Here is a 15,636-nt window from a genome sequence, read left to right as displayed (position 1 = left end):
CCTGCCTCTTGAAGTAGAAGTCCTGGGACAAGCCCTCAATGTATTTATTCCCCACCGAAACCAATATTAAAAAAGGCTGAATTAGTTGCGCTCACTCTCCGCCGGCTAAGTTACTAAAGCACTCCCTGATTACAGTGCGTTCTTTGTCAAAAACAAAAAAGAGAGGGAAGGCACGTTTCAATAGGGAAACTTATTGAACCATACCCCAAACCGATACGGAAATGCAAAAGAGAGGGCGTTGTCCCGCGAAGGATGACGCCTCTCTTTATACTTTACGAATGCCCAATTGGAACATCAATATGCCCAATCGCAACACATACACCATTTTTTATGATGTAGCACTCAACATAATGTGGTCCAAAAAATTTGGTTGATTCTTTTCTTTCGGGTAAATTGGTTTTCAGTAGATCCCCTCTGATACAATTTCTTCTTTCGGCTTCAGGACCAACGTTTCGAACTTTCCACCAGATATCATATGGTTTTGGAGCATTACATTCTTTTATATAGAATTTCAGGCTTAAATTATGGGGCAAGAATTTTTTCAAAATTTTATCTATATATGTACTTATTGGACCTGTTCTAAAACCATCTCCAGTCGCTTCACAATCAATTTCAACTTCATAAATCTCATTGATATTGACCTCGTCTTCGATAAATTCTTCCGTGTTTGAAAAAACAACTGCACTTCTTTCAAATTCACTTTTGCTAAAAGATGCCGATTCAGTAACGGAAGCAAGAGTCCAAAAGTCATGATCGAATACCTCGTGCCATGCATTATAAGCATCGGACTTACTACAATTACTGTCAAATAAGACATCAAGTTTTGCCACATATGTATCAAGTCTGCTCTTTAGGGTATCCATTTTATCGCGGTCACTTTGTTTTAAAAGGAGTGATACGCCGGTATCAGTAGGATTATAAACCTCGATATAAATCTTAAGCCTGTCCCGGATGTTCTTCATTAAGTAGTAAAACGTCTCATCTAAACGGTCATATCCCGTGCTTAATTGCTCATCGCAAAGAACAGTTTGTATCAAACCTCCAGGCATTATCCACGAATATCGTGATTTGCTAAATGTTTTAAGTAAGCGAACCGTTTTGCGCAGTTTAGCTCCTTTTGATTTTATTTGATCACTGAACCAATTTGATATGGCTTTGGGGTCTCGACTTCGCCAAGCACTCCCGCCATGTTCATAGCTGTAAGTGCCGTTGCCATTTTTTGTTCTTCTGTAAACGGCAAAATCCACATGGTACCCATTGCTATATTTAATTCTGACACAGTTTGTTTTAACTTCGGGTTCTGTCCCGAGATTTCCCTTTTTACGATTGATGGCATCTGCGACGATATTTCTAACGGATAGAGGACCTAAATCTTTAATATTATCCGAGTCGAATACAATAGCGACATCGATATCGTAGTCATTTGAATCATTTTGAATCACAGTATGCATTGCCATACTGCCTTGGGTAAAAGTCTCGGAAACACTATATGAAGTACCGTGCTCTTCATTATACTCCTTAAGACCACTTTTCAGTCTCCGTATATTTGTGTTCCGTTTAGCACGAAGGTCATTTTGAGCACCCTGGGGTAAGACTATTTCATCGCAATAAAACTTTTCAAATTCTGAAGATAAATCGAACAACTTTACACATCCTTTCGGGCCGAAGCAACCATGCTCGCACTCGTGGCTGAAATTGATAACTTATTGTTTTGTCACATAATCATTGATTACCAGATTACCTTTATTCTCACCGGTCACGACAATACCGTATTTATATTTAGGCGTTGCTGTTGAAACATAGTGATACACCACAATCTCAGGGAATCTATTATCTAAATGCCCCAGCTTGCTGCCGAGGTCAAATGCGTAGCAGCTTGGTACAGCACAGGCTAAATGAATTCGTGATAATTTTGGATAGACATCTTTAAGTTTTATTATCAATTCATTGGTTTTATCAACATAATCTTTTAACTGCACAATGCTGGTTAGGGTATTATCTTTGGGATTAGTGATTCCAAGTCTTATTGTGGGACAATTAAATTGTATCAGATCAGAATCCTGTACGGTCTGAGTTATAGATACAGCAATAACTACCTCGGCAGAATCGTCTCCCACCAACACTCCTTCTGTCAAAACAGGTAGTTTTTTATTTTTTATCCATTCTATCGGGCTGAAATTATATTTATGTATTAGCTCGTAATAGGTATCCTCGCTTCGCTTATATTCGAAAAACCGCTTAGTCATATGCCCGTTCATACATGAACCGGCGTAAACTTCAAAAGGGATTGGAGCCATGCCGGTAAAGCAAATAGTAGAAGCATCAGAGCGAGCAGAAAACTCATTGACATATTCATCAATCTGTATTTTTGCTTTTTCCCATGTCTGCGGATTTACATCGCTTGCCGCCCAACGTAAATCAAGAATGGTTTCTTTTACTTGATAATCCTTTAACTTCAGGGCATTAACGGATTTGATGTCGCTGATTTCATGTTTGATTCTTCCTAACATATTCAGAACATATATCCTCTTTCTGACTGACCGCCAAAGAATTATGCCTAAAATAATGAGAACGATTCCGCATCCTAATAAAATATAATTGGTCTCAGGGCTTTTAACATAGCCTGAAGCAATACCAAACTTAGTGTTAATATTCAAGGTAAAATTGAAATCGAAGCAATCGAGAATACCGCTACCCAATAATCCAAACCCTTCATGGATCAAAAGCAGCGGAAGCGCCGTCTGCTTCGATTTACTTGTATTTATCACTATAACCCAGACGAGGAACGCTAATAAAAGCATTGATATAGTGATTACAAAACTTAATATTTAAATACCCCCTCGCCAAGTTTAATCGTTTATCAAAACAATTAACTCATAACCTTGTCCAATAATGCCGCATAGTTGTCTACCACGTCATATACGACAGAACTGGTGCTGATTGCCTTAAAATGTTCACGAGCGCAGTGGATTTTTGCCTTTTCAATCTCGCGGAGCTGCATGGAGGACATGGAGCCTTTTGTCTCGGCGACAAAATAAACGTGCTTGACCTTACCTTCATGGAAAGCAATTGCCCAGTCAGGATTATACTTTCCAACCGGCGTACTGATGAAAAATCCGTTCGGCAGCTTCACATAGACCGCCACCTCATTACTGGTATCGACGCTTTCGGCAAAGATTTTTTCGTTCGTCGAATCATAGAGGATGTGGTCGTACAGATGCTTATTGGCCGCCATGGCGTTAACGCCAAGCTGTCCTTTCAGCGTCGGCTCGGTGAAAATAGTGGTTTCATATACGGAGTCCAGCTTATTGTAAGTGATATGCTGAATGATTGTCGTCGCCTTTTGCTCGTTGATAATCTGAGCTGCTTTAATGATAAATTCCTCGGGATTATTGGCGAACTGACTGAAAACAACCTTATCGATTCCCCGCAGGACGCTCACAACCGCTTTTCTGGTAAGCCCTGTCTCTGCAACAACTTTCCCTACAAGGTCATATTTCACAGCGTTACTGGAAGAAAACTCCGCCTTGTAAACCTCGTTTTCTTCTTTGACAAAAGCCGCTCCTTGCTGCAGCTGCTCCCGTGACTGGATGTCGGTCATCGTCCCGGTTTCGACCTTGAAAAATATCTTTGATACGCGAAGGTCGCGGTTCAGAGCAGCTATTGATTTTTTTATCAATTCATCCTGATCAAACTCCACCACATAAACGGACTTGGAGTTTATTTTAGCCCACAGCTTCTGGAATTCCGGCAAACCAAGCTTGGCCTTGTCCAGTTTGAGTTCAACATTGTTTTTCCGTGCGTTTTCAGGCTGCATGGCTCGGCTGTCGTAGATTGAATCAAGAATAGCAATGACAGAATCTTTGCAATCCACAGCTTCTTCAGCTATTTCGATACTGCCGTTTTTCTTGTCCTCATAATATTTGTCGGTGAGGATACCTTTCTTCACATATCCGCTGGTGATAAGCCCTTCGTAGATACTTTGAGCCAGTTCAATATCAATAACCTGTTCAGCGCCGCTTACATCCTTAATCACTTTGTTCTTAAAGAGTTCCATCGTGACCATACGAGGACGGTCAGCCACAGCCTCGGCCAGTTCGGCCTGAAGCCCTTTGGCAAAGCTGTCGTAGCTTTCGTTGGCGACAACGGTAAGAACATTTATATTGTGAACATCCTCACCCAGCAAGTTGGTGTCCATGCGTTCGCCGTTCTGATTTACAGACAGCCTTAAACCGCGCCCGACCTCCTGACGTTTACGGACATCGCTGCCGCTTTGTTTAAGCGTGCATATCTGGAACACATTCGGGTTATCCCAGCCTTCACGCAAGGCAGAATGAGAGAAGATAAACCGAAGTGGGTCGCGGCGATCCAGCAGGAGTTCTTTATTTTTCATAATCCTATCATAAGCGTCCACATCGTCAGAGGTACGCTCCTGCCTGTCACCGAACTTGCTGTCTACCATGCGATGGCTCTTTTTATCTATGGAAAAATAACCGTCATGAGTTTCTTTGGCGGTAATTTTGCCAAGATATTTCAGGTATTCGTCTCCATCGCCGATTTTAAGTTGGAGATTGCCGATGACCTGTTTATATTCCTCTTCGAACATATCGGCATACACACCATTAAAAGGCTGTCCAGTAGCGTCATATTGTTTGTACTTGGCGACCTCATCGATAAAGAAAAGCGACAAAACCTTGATGCCTTTATAGAACAACTGCCGTTCCCGTTCGATATGAGAGAGAATAGTCTCTCTAATTTGAATGCGCCTGAGCTGTTCCTCACTGACCGCACCCATAACATCACCGGCAAAGAGTTTGATGCCGTTCGTAAACTCAATAGAGCTGTCCCTGCCGTCAATACGCGTAACGGTATACCCATTTTTATATTCAGCGAGTTCGCCGGAATTGGGGTAGAGATTATATCCTTCGCCAACAATGCGTGTTGCCTTGCGGACGCCGCTTGCGCCTTTAATATCAAACTCAATGGTGGCAGTGGGATTTCCCTTAGAGAGATTAATGCCCTCCAGATATACATATCCTTCGGTAGCTGTGCTGCCGGTAACGGAAATTCCTTTTACGGCAATTTTCTTGACCAGCTTCTTGTTATATGCTTCCATAGCATCCAGGCGGTAAACCATATTGTAAACGCTGTCTTTCTTATGAGTTGCCGAATAGCGGAGCGTGAACAGCGGGTTAAACTCTTTTAAGCGCTCTTTTGTAGCTGCACCTTCCACCGACTGCGGTTCATCAATAATCAAAATTGGATTTGTTTTTGCAAGGATATCTATGGGCTTACGGCTTCGGAATTCATCGAGCTTCATGTAAATACGACGGGCGTCCTTGCCGCGGGCGTTAAAAGCCTGAGAATTTATAATCATCACATTGATAGCGCTGTCGGAAGCGAAGCGGTCAATCTCCGTCAGCTGGGCAGAATTGTAGATAAAATACCGGATCTTCTTTCCGTATTCCTCGGTAAAGTGTTCCTCCGTAATCTGGAACGACTTATACACACCCTCGCGGATAGCGACGCTGGGAACGACAATAATGAACTTGCTCCAGCCGTACCGCTTGTTGAGCTCGTACATAGTTTTGATATATGTATAAGTCTTGCCGACGCCGGTTTCCATTTCCACCGTCAGGTTATACCACCCCTCCAATTCCTTGGACGGCTCAATCTGGTTACTGCGTTGAATTTTGTTGACATTTTCAAGGATAACTCCATCGTTTAATTCCAACACGAGCTTGGAATTGCCAAAGCCAGTGAAGCGCTCGGCTTCATCGATGGTCATCTGTTCGTTCTTTATATATCCCTTGTCCATCATATAGCTGGGCGTGAGGAAGGGCTGTCCGGCAAACACATCGCACACAGCCTTTGCCGCATCTGCCTGAAATTTTTGATGCTTAAACTGCAGCTTCATTTGCCGTCACCTCCGTGTTCCTCTTCGAACTCCTCGACCCATTCGGCAAGCTTACGTTGTAATAAAGCCTTGTCGGGGAGATAAAGGCTGTATGCCGAGGCGTAAATATTACTGTCTTCCGGCAGGGTTAATTCAACGATGTTATCATTTTTCTGACTGCACAGTAGAATACCTATCGTGGGCTTTTCAAACGCCTGTCTGACATAACGGTCAAAGTAGTTGACGTACATCAACATCTGACCCAAGTCCTGATGCTTCAGCTCGGCAACCTTGAGGTCAACGAGAACATAGCATTGGAGCAGGCGGTTGTAGAATACGAGATCAACATAGAACGACTTATCATCAAACGAAAACCGCTTTTGCCGTGCTTCGAACAGAAAGCCTTTGCCGAGTTCAAGCAGGAACTTCTGCAGGTTGTCTATCAGAGCCTGTTCAAGTTCGGTTTCGCTGTATTCCGACCGTTCCTCAAGTCCCGTAAATTCCAGTACATACGGTGACTTGAAGATGTCACGAGGACTTTCGATGATCTGACCTTCGTTCGCCAACGCCATAACCTTGTCCTTGTCGCGGGAAAGCCCCAGCCGCTCATAGAGAGAACTGCCGACCTGACGCTGCAGCTGCCTGACCGACCACTGTTGGTTAAAAGTTTCGATTTCGTAAAAACGGCGGGCGGCTTCATTTTCAATTCGCATCAAATTTTGATAATGCGTCCACGATAATTTGAATTGGGCAGTCAGCGACTGCCCTTTTTGCACATTTACGTCAAACAGGCTAATCAGCGAATCAAATTTTTCATTTTTTTCAGAAAGGGCAGTCAGTGATTGCCCTATTGACGGCGAGTAAACTTGGTAAAATTTTCTTATGCTTTTTAAATTTACGACCGAAAAGCCCTTGCCGTATTGCTCGGTGAGGTATTCGGACAGTCCTTTAATAAGTTTTGTGCCGTATTGAGCTCTCTTTTGACCCTGCTGTTCGCGCTCCACAATCATCCGGCCGACTTCATAATAGGTTGTGACAATGGTGCTGTCCAACTGCCGTTTTGCGTATTGGCGAGCTGCTGTGAGCAGGTCGGAGACCTTCTTATAGAACTCTGTTTCGTCGCCCTGCGGCGTGAGGGCAAGTTTTTTATCGTCCATTATATCACCCTCACATTCGTATTCGGCGCAAGCAGCTTAAAGATTTCTTCTACATTGATTTTTTCAGGCGAGCTGTTAAAGCTGCTGTCCCTGAAAACAGCACGCAACGGCTGGCGCTTGGCGATTTCTTTAACCACCGCATCGCTAATTTGTTTATCGAAGCAAGCGATAAGATCGCCTTCGTTATAGGTATGGACGGTAAAGCCGTCTATTTTTTCATGAGTGTGCGGCATGGAGAGAGGCAGACCCCAGTCCAGCAGACAGGCATAAAGCAAATCCATATCGGTACGGTCATCTTTGATGTTGTCCTCCATACCGGCAAGCAAGTCCTGCGTGTACTTGCCTGCGGCGTAGTACACATCTTTCATATTGGTATCATCCAGCTTGAGAACGCGGAAGCCTATATCCAGGTAATAAATCGCCTTGCTTTCTGTTTTTATTTCATACTCTGTTGTCGAGGAATGTTCAATCATTCCGTCATCAGTAAGAACCGGCTCTAACACCTCTCCCCCGATCTTTTTCATTGTAGTCTTAGAAATACCTTCCGCTACAATTTTTTCACCTGCGCGGCGAATGCGCTCCTTGCCGATTTCGCAGATGTTTTTATAGCCTGCCTTAGCAGCTTCACTGTCTGGTGTGCAGAGTTCAGGTAATTGCACCATGATAAATTTGCGGTTGCCACCATCTTCGGCATTGAGTTGCATGACTGCGTGGGCGGTGGTGGCAGAGCCGGAAAAGAAGTCAAGAATAATATCGTTGTCAGACGTAACTTGTTCAATCACATTTTTAACTAAACTGATTGGTTTTGCGTAGTTAAACATGCTTGTATTGTTAAATAATGCATTTGCTATACGTGTACCTTCGGTATTCAATCCGATATCCTTCATCCAAGTAGAAAAAGGATTTGTATCGCTTTTTAATTCGCTTGCGAATCGTTTTAACATAGGACGCTTGCTTGTGTCTTCAGGGAATATAACTCTATTCTCATCAATAAGTCTTTTCATGCTGTCAGGAGTATAAGACCATACCCGATTATAATTTGCTTTATATACTTTTCCGGTTGCAGGATTAATCAGATCATAGTATTGATTTGGACGCATATCGCCATTCATGCCGACAGTCAAATCACCAGTTGTCCATATTCCTCGTGGATCATTATCTGGATTCGAATATCCTGCATAATCTTTTTCTGTTCCCTTTAATGCTGTAAATCCACCTTTATGATACGCAATAACATATTCATGATCTGTTGATGCTTTAGATTGATCCATAGATGAGGAAGTGCGCCTTTTCCATACAAAACAACCGATAAAATATCTCTCCCCAAAGACCTCATCACAGAGCTTTTTCAAACTTGCCTGCTCATTATCATCAATACTAATAAATATAACCCCTTCATTCCGTAGTAAATTCCTTGCCAACACCAGCCTCGGATACATCATGCTGCACCAATCGGAATGAAAACGCCCATTACTTTCGGTGTTTCGGAACAGGCGGTCACCATCTTCATCAAATACACCCGCTTCCTCGTCATATTCATCTTTGTCCTGCGTGAAGTTATCTCGATAAACAAAATCATTTCCCGTGTTATACGGCGGATCTATATAAATCAACTTCACCTTGCCGAGATAACTCTCCTGCAATAGTTTCAGCACGTCAAGGTTATCGCCCTCTATGTAAAGATTTCCGGTGGTATCCCAGTCTTTGCTTTCCTCCACACAAGGGCGAAGCGTCTTGCGAATAGGTCGTCCCGCCTCTGCAATAGCGGCTTTTTTACCTACCCAGGTAAACTCATAGGCTTCATTGCCATACACCTCATCACCAAGCAAGGAACGCAGCAGGTCGAAATTTACTTTCCCTTCGGTAACTGCGCCGGGAAAAAGCTCCGCTATTTTCGCCACGCTCTCTGTAATTAGGCTCGACGTTTCAAATTTAGGCTTGTTCATCATTGGGTTCCTCCTTATACAACATCCAAACTCGATAAATAGGTTCTTAATGTACTCATTAATGTATCTAAAGAAACCGAAATCTCCTGTTGATTGACCTTGAATTTATTTTCAAAGTCTTGCTTAGTCTCGAATTTACTGTAATCAGGAACATTACCAGTTGCAACCGCCCAAAGACGCTCCCATTTTTTTTCAAAGGGAAGGTCTTTGTAGTGTGATAAATAATAATTCAATTGGTTTCTACATTTATCCCCTAAATCAATGAACTCTTTATATTCCTTCATTAATAAAAGGAGCGTACTTGCGAGTAGTTCTGTTAGCCTCATTGTAAGATTCTACAGCAGCCTTCCACACGCTTGAAATTGCTTCTTTATCATCTTCCTGATTAAGTTGAATTGTTCTCGCAATCTCCGCAAAATTAAACACCATTGTAATAGTTTTCTCAGATAATTCTTGGTGAATCTCAAATTCCTTATTGAATCTTGTTTTACTAATGTAAGTCTTTTTATCAAGATTGTTCTTATAGCTTTCAAATTCTTTATTTATTTTTAATTCGTATTTTTTTGAAAGGCGATCAGCAATAATATCTGATGAAAACCGAATTATTAATGTTAATATTCCTGCGAATCCGCCCAAACTCACAAGGACTGATAAACAAATCTTCCACACATCATCCCAACTCATCTCAACCCCTCCAATTCCCCTCGCAGCCGCTTCAACTGACTGTTGAGCTCGACTTGTTTATTGAACTGTTTTTCTCTATATACTTTATTTTCTAAAGCAGTAATCTCTTTTTGCAGCTTTTGCCGCCGCTCATCACGGACGACAGCATCCTTTATATCCCCACCAGGCATGTCATCCAGCCGTTCCCTGGCAATCTGCCGGATGAAGCCTTCATACACCGCATCCATATTGAGCCCGTCCAGCCGGAAAGATAATTCGTTCGAGTTCATCCACCCAGTGTTATAATACGTTCCCTGCTTAAAAGCCGTCGTGCCGCCCTGACTCTGCTCCTTATAACCAATCCATGCCTGCACCTGATTCTCATGCGTCAGCAGAAAAAGGATATGATATGGAATCTCTCTGTCAATCAGCTGTAAAACCCTTTTATCAAGACTGTTCTGGTTCAAACGTATTTCTATGACCTCAATCTCTGAAACGGTTTTCCCTGCGGCAACATTAACTGTGCTGGGGGATATTTTGTTTCGCCAGTAAATCACATTAATCTGTTCAATAAAAATCCGTTTGAGCTCCGCATTAACGGACAGATTTTCATAAAACTTCTGCTTAGGAATACGTCGGTTAAATGCTGTTCCTTGCGGCAACTCAATCATGAGAAGCACCTCGCACCACCAAAAAGCAGATCAGTTCAAAGTCATCCAAGCCTGTTATGTTCGTATTCAAAGCCGAAGTGCCGCCGCTTCTGAACAGGCTGTCGATGTCGCTTTCTTCCTTGACATCAATGATGGAGTTAATCGCACCGCACAGCAATTCCGAAAGGTGGCACATATTTCTGCCGTCATTGGTCTCCTGATTGAAATCCCGGCACAAATCTGCCAGCGGAGCAGTCTTTCCCTTGCAGAGATATCGCATCTTATCCAGCATTTCTTTGGGAGAAAGGTGGTCGTACACCACTTCGCCGTCGTTTGCTATGTATGCCATATAGAACGGGTGAAGCCTGTTCCGGTTGTCGATGTTCATGCCGCCATTGATATTCTTTAACACAAAGATGACGCCGGGAGGCGTATCGTCCTTGGTGGGGACTACAGCATGGAGACCGAAAGGGGTCTTGTCCAAATCGCCGTTATTTTTAATGTAGTCCAGCAGGTCAAGGCGGAATTCGTTTAACCCTAAATCCATGATAGAAATACCGCTGGACATATCCTCGATATCAACGACTTCCTCCTGCAGACGCTTAAGCTGCACTTTTCGGTATTCAAGATCACCCTTTTCTTCTGCGTTGATTAGGTCGTCGTCTCCAGTGGAGGTCATGACGGATATCCTCATGCGGGTTTCCACACGGCTCTTTAGGTTTATGTAATCGTCCAGCGTCAAATCCGGCCAAAAGTTAACAAGCTGTATCTGCGCATTCCTGCTGCCGATACGGTCAATACGACCGAACCGCTGGATAATACGGACAGGATTCCAGTGAATATCGTAATTCACAAGATAATCGCAATCCTGAAGATTCTGACCTTCGGAAATGCAGTCGGTAGCTATAAGGATGTCAATTTGATCTGTTAACCCAGGCATAAGAAGGGCTTTGTCCTTAGATATAGGTGAAAAACAAGTCAGAACATTATTAAAAGTCGCCCTGAACTTCGGAATCGTAGTCTTGCCGTCTACCGTACCTGTTATCATCGCAGTATCAAGACCATATTTGCCTTTTAGAAATCCGCTTACATTCTGGTACAGATATTCCGCAGTGTCCGAAAACGCTGAAAATACAAGCACCTTTTTATTGCCCTTGTTAATCGGGGTATCGATTTTATCAGAAATCAATTTTAGCAGGGTTTGCAGCTTAGTGTCGTACTCGGGTGTTATGTCGGCAATCATAAGCGTCAAAAGCTCCAGGACATCAGAATCCTGCCTGAGGGTGCTGCGCCAGGTGACGTAGTCCATATCGTTTAAATCGATTCTTATTTTCCTGCCGGTGGTAAAGAAATCTGTATTCTGATCGTCGTAATCGAAATCCGCATCTTCGTTGAACTCCGTTAATTCAACGTCAGCGTCGCCGCCAGCCTCAAATACATCAACTTCAGCGATAGTATCATTTATCAGCTTTTTGATTCGCTGAAGGGTCAGCCGGAAAGAATAGACAGAGCTTTCCAATCGTTTCAAAAGGTTGATGCTCATCAAACGGCGGATACCTTGTTCACGACCGGCGCGGTTAATATTGAGGTCAGGATCAACATATTTTTCCCATCTGCTTTCAAAGACAAAGTCGGTCGGTATGTAGACCGACAGATTCAATTTCATAAGCTCATCGTATATCTGATTATAATTTATGGCATGACTTAAATCCGTCAGGCTCGGTCTCAAGGAGATGGGCTTGAGCCTTTCAGGGAACTTGCCGACATCATCCATATTGTAATACTTCTCAATATGTTTGCGGGAACGAGCGATTGTAACGCTGTCCAATACCTCAAAGAAGTCAAAATCCAGCATCTTCAACAGCGTCGTCGTCGTTCTTTTCTCCGGCTCTAAATCTCTCCAAACATTGAACGCTCTTTGGGCATTACGAAATATCTCATCAATCGGCTTTGCCGTACTCAGCTTTTCGTTTATGAGGTTGGGATTACCTTCGTAAGCAAGCGCCAGCTGATTGCGTAAATCAACGAAGCGATTGTTTACAGGTGTTGCCGAAAGCATCAGAACTTTTGTCTTTACGCCGGGGCGGATTACTTTATTCAGAAGCCTCAAATAACGATTTTCTCTTGCGTCATCGCCGTAAACTTCGCCGCCGTTGCGGAAATTATGCGACTCGTCGATAACGATGAGGTCATAATTTCCCCAGTTCAGACGATCCAAGTCCAACCCGTTGGAGCGTCCATGATTTCTGGACAGGTCTGTGTGATAGAGTACATCATACCGCAGCCGGTCAGAAGCAATCGGGTTGTTTATATAATTGTCTTTATATGTGTTCCAGTTGTCGGTCAGCTTTTTGGGACACAAAACAAGAACGGATTTATTTCTGTTTTCATAATACTTGATAACAGAAAGAGCGGTAAAAGTCTTACCAAGACCTACGCTGTCGGCAAGGATGCACCCGTTGTACTTTTCCAGCTTATTGATGATGGCCAGGGCGGCATCCTTCTGAAAATCATAAAGTATGTTCCAGATTTTACTTTCTTTAAAGCCGGTCGCTTCATTGGGCAGTACATCCTCGGATATATCTTCAAGGAATTCGTTGAAGATGTTGTAAAGGGCAACAAAATAAAGAAACTCCGCCGAGTTTTCATTATAAGCGGCGGTTATGCTTTGGATGACCGCTTCGGTTACATCCTGTAATTTCGTTCTGTCATTCCAGATGCTTTCAAACAGCCGAATGAATTCCTGACTGTGCGGAGCAGGAATTTTCGTCACCATGTTATAGCTGTTATTTCCACGTTCGCAGCCAATGTCCACTGTGGTAAATCCGCCCAGCGGCATATATGTAATCTTCTCATTGCCGGACTCCACGTTGAGAAACCCACTCATGTTTTCCGCCGTGGTATTTGACTTAAACGTAACCTTCTTTTTTATCCATTCGGCACACTCGCGTGCGATGGCTTTCTGCGTCAACTCGTTGCGCAGTTTCACTTCAAACTCTGATCCATAAAGGCTTCGCTCTCGATTAAGGCGTGGGATATAAAACTCACGTTTTTCTTTAGGTGCTTTCTCTGTGACAAATGCAGGGGATGTAAAAATAAAGCGAAGCTCATTAATATGGTCGAATTGTTTCCTCAAAACTTGATATGCATATATGGAGAAGCATGCGGCAGCTATCGAAAGGCGGCTGTCTTTTTCGATAGTCACTGCCATATCATCTATTACTCTTTTTGTTATGTTGTCGAATATCTCCATACTCTGCTCCCCTTAAGATTATACATTATCTTGCTTTGTGTCGGGTTGAGCATTTGGAACGAGCTCCATAATATCGCCAATGTCAACGCCGAGAATAGTACATACTTTTATCAGGACATCCATGCTGACATTTTCGTGATTTGACAGTTTGGCAATAGTGGTCGAGCTCAATCCAGCCGCCAACTGTAAATCTTTCTTCTTCATATCTCTGTCGATAAGGAGCTTCCATAGTTTTTTATAACTTACTTTCATATGCGCCACCTGTTTCATAAGTTTCAACTTATTATACCAAAATTTGCATGTGTTTTACAATACTTTTTACGCATTTGTAAAGTTTCAGTCCATAATCATGCGAAATTTGAGTGCGTTTATCGAAATAAGTGTAGCTATCTCCGCCGACTTGGGGTATGTCTGTTGGAGAAGGGAGTTGATCTATATGAAAAAGCAAATAATCGCCTGTGTCGCGCTGTGTGACCACGGAGCGCCGAGGTCGGGAATTTACCCGCCGAGCCTGTAAAAACCACCGTTAGCACCAAAGTTGAGACTCGGTCAGAGGAAAGGCTGCATATTTTTATCTCCGCAGATATGCCTATCCCGGTAACGGAGACTGCTGCAGAAAGTGAGCCACAGATAGCTGAGGTAACGGCAGAAAAAGAAACAGCACCGCCGAAAGCTCCGATATCTCACGCTGTATTAAAATCCGCACCAGCCTCCACCGAACCAAAGCCAGGCGATAGAAGCGTAATAGACAGCAAGCCTCATGTCTGGATTCCGGGTTTCGGGTAGATTGTTGACGAGGTCGGCAGCGTCGGAACAATGGTCAGCAATCCCGACGATGAGTTCACCGGCAACAAGGTCGGTATCATGGGCGGTACGACCGGCAGCGATGGCGACATCAATAAGCAGGTCGGGATTATGGGCGGTGCAGAATGTCCGTCGAGCGCACCAATTGCTCCTCCCGCAGAGCAGCCGCAGATTACCGGCGACGTTATATAGTCAGCAACTAAGGATAGCACTCCTCCCAGCATATAAGCCAAACGGAGAGCCATATAACCCGTAAAAAGGACTCGAACTCAGCCTGATAGAATGAGTGCGAGTCCTTTTCTGTTCACTTTCGCAGGTTTTTTAAGCTGTGAGTTACATCTCCAAGTATTCAGCTTCGATGGATATAGTATGCTGTGAGCGCACTATGGTCACATCCTATTGTATATATCCTTAAGCTCCAAGTCGGTAATGCCCTCCTCTTTTTATTTCATTGAGTTGTGTTGTTACCTATTTGAGTAGGGGAAGTATGTTTTGCTCTACATAGTCTTTCGCAATATAAATGCGTGATTCTTCGATGACATAGGGAACGCTGTCAATGACTGCTTTCTCCTCATTAAAGACGGATAGCTTGAAGCCATGAGTAAAGCCGGCATCAGGAGCGTATAAGCCATGGCTGAAACCGTGTTCTTTGAAAATGTCAGTCAACTTTATGGAAGAATAATATTCGATGCCATCTATCTTGGCTGTGTAGGGTATGCCATCACGAATTTCCATGGCTACAAATCCACTTTTGTTTTGAGGGACGGCATATGTGTCAATGCTTCCCTTTTCGGCTATGTTCGCCGTAAATGTTTCTTGGTTCCAGACCACCTCTTTACCCACCAATTCCGCCACCTCCCTCATGCCTAGATAGGTTTTTCCGTTATAAAGAATGCTACTGGCCTGAACTTCCCTTCCATCAACCTGAACTCTTACCGCATCCAAAACCACATCGATTTTAGCATTTATGCCAGAGGCCATGACGGGAAGTCCCGTAGCAATCAAGCATCCCAATAGCAAACCAGAGATAAAGTTTTTAGTGTTTTTCATTGTAATTCCTCCTCGTATGTTCAGAATTTCATCCCCTATGTTGATTAGCGGTCTTCCCTAAAGTAAGAATTACCCAGGCTAGCCGGCGGATTATACTCTTTTTTCTTGCGCAGGTTAATAAACAGCAGCACCAAAATCGTGGTGATATAGGGCAGCATATCCAGAATCTGCGCGTTGATCATTAGCTTCATCCCGAAAAAAGGAATTCCGCCCTGAA

Annotated in this window: 12 protein-coding genes; all 12 read right to left on the bottom strand. The window is 43.4% G+C overall.

The features are described 5' to 3' along the window. Window positions 1-272: 272 nt before the first annotated feature. The gene (locus NC238_14285; GenBank protein MCM1567074.1) at window positions 273-1,643 is read right to left on the bottom strand and encodes a nucleotidyltransferase; all 1,371 of its coding nucleotides are present in this window, start codon (window positions 1,641-1,643) and stop codon (window positions 273-275) included. Window positions 1,644-1,703: 60 nt separating this feature from the next. Continuing rightward, window positions 1,704-2,699: an SAVED domain-containing protein gene (locus NC238_14280; protein ID MCM1567073.1), complete on the bottom strand. Its 996-nt coding sequence runs from the start codon at window positions 2,697-2,699 to the stop codon at window positions 1,704-1,706. A 170-nt stretch (window positions 2,700-2,869) separates the two neighbouring features. Next, on the bottom strand, window positions 2,870-5,917 hold the full coding sequence (locus NC238_14275) for a DEAD/DEAH box helicase family protein (GenBank protein MCM1567072.1): 3,048 nt from the start codon (window positions 5,915-5,917) through the stop codon (window positions 2,870-2,872). Continuing rightward, window positions 5,914-7,053: a PDDEXK nuclease domain-containing protein gene (locus NC238_14270; GenBank protein MCM1567071.1), complete on the bottom strand. Its 1,140-nt coding sequence runs from the start codon at window positions 7,051-7,053 to the stop codon at window positions 5,914-5,916. The genes NC238_14275 and NC238_14270 overlap by 4 nt, the downstream gene beginning before the upstream one ends. Then, on the bottom strand, window positions 7,053-8,999 hold the full coding sequence (locus NC238_14265) for a site-specific DNA-methyltransferase (GenBank protein ID MCM1567070.1): 1,947 nt from the start codon (window positions 8,997-8,999) through the stop codon (window positions 7,053-7,055). Before NC238_14265 ends, NC238_14270 begins: the two co-directional genes overlap by 1 nt. Window positions 9,000-9,013: 14 nt before the next feature. Then, the gene (locus NC238_14260) at window positions 9,014-9,283 is read right to left on the bottom strand and encodes a hypothetical protein (protein MCM1567069.1); all 270 of its coding nucleotides are present in this window, start codon (window positions 9,281-9,283) and stop codon (window positions 9,014-9,016) included. Beyond that, a complete protein-coding gene (locus tag NC238_14255) occupies window positions 9,270-9,683 on the bottom strand; it encodes a hypothetical protein (GenBank protein ID MCM1567068.1) in 414 nt (137 codons plus the stop codon). Before NC238_14255 ends, NC238_14260 begins: the two co-directional genes overlap by 14 nt. Next, window positions 9,680-10,333 (bottom strand): DUF4391 domain-containing protein, encoded by a 654-nt coding sequence (locus NC238_14250; GenBank protein MCM1567067.1) that lies wholly within the window; start codon window positions 10,331-10,333, stop codon window positions 9,680-9,682. Before NC238_14250 ends, NC238_14255 begins: the two co-directional genes overlap by 4 nt. Next, window positions 10,326-13,565 carry an SNF2-related protein gene (locus tag NC238_14245; GenBank protein MCM1567066.1) on the bottom strand — a complete coding sequence of 1,080 codons (3,240 nt, stop codon included), beginning with the start codon at window positions 13,563-13,565 and terminating at the stop codon, window positions 10,326-10,328. The genes NC238_14250 and NC238_14245 overlap by 8 nt, the downstream gene beginning before the upstream one ends. Before the next feature lie 18 nt (window positions 13,566-13,583). Further along, window positions 13,584-13,817, bottom strand: a complete 234-nt coding sequence (locus NC238_14240) for a helix-turn-helix transcriptional regulator (GenBank protein ID MCM1567065.1) — start codon at window positions 13,815-13,817, stop codon at window positions 13,584-13,586. Window positions 13,818-14,323: 506 nt separating this feature from the next. Next, window positions 14,324-14,581 (bottom strand): hypothetical protein, encoded by a 258-nt coding sequence (locus tag NC238_14235; protein MCM1567064.1) that lies wholly within the window; start codon window positions 14,579-14,581, stop codon window positions 14,324-14,326. Window positions 14,582-14,837: 256 nt separating this feature from the next. Then, complete coding sequence (locus NC238_14230) at window positions 14,838-15,419, bottom strand: copper amine oxidase N-terminal domain-containing protein (GenBank protein MCM1567063.1); 582 nt, start codon at window positions 15,417-15,419, stop codon at window positions 14,838-14,840. Window positions 15,420-15,636 lie beyond the last annotated feature (217 nt).

Origin of the sequence: Dehalobacter sp. (genome assembly GCA_023667845.1) — a bacterium.
GTDB lineage: Bacteria > Bacillota > Desulfitobacteriia > Desulfitobacteriales > Syntrophobotulaceae > Dehalobacter.
The sequence above is the reverse complement of the archived record's forward strand: the minus strand, read 5'-3'. Positions and strand labels throughout refer to the sequence as shown.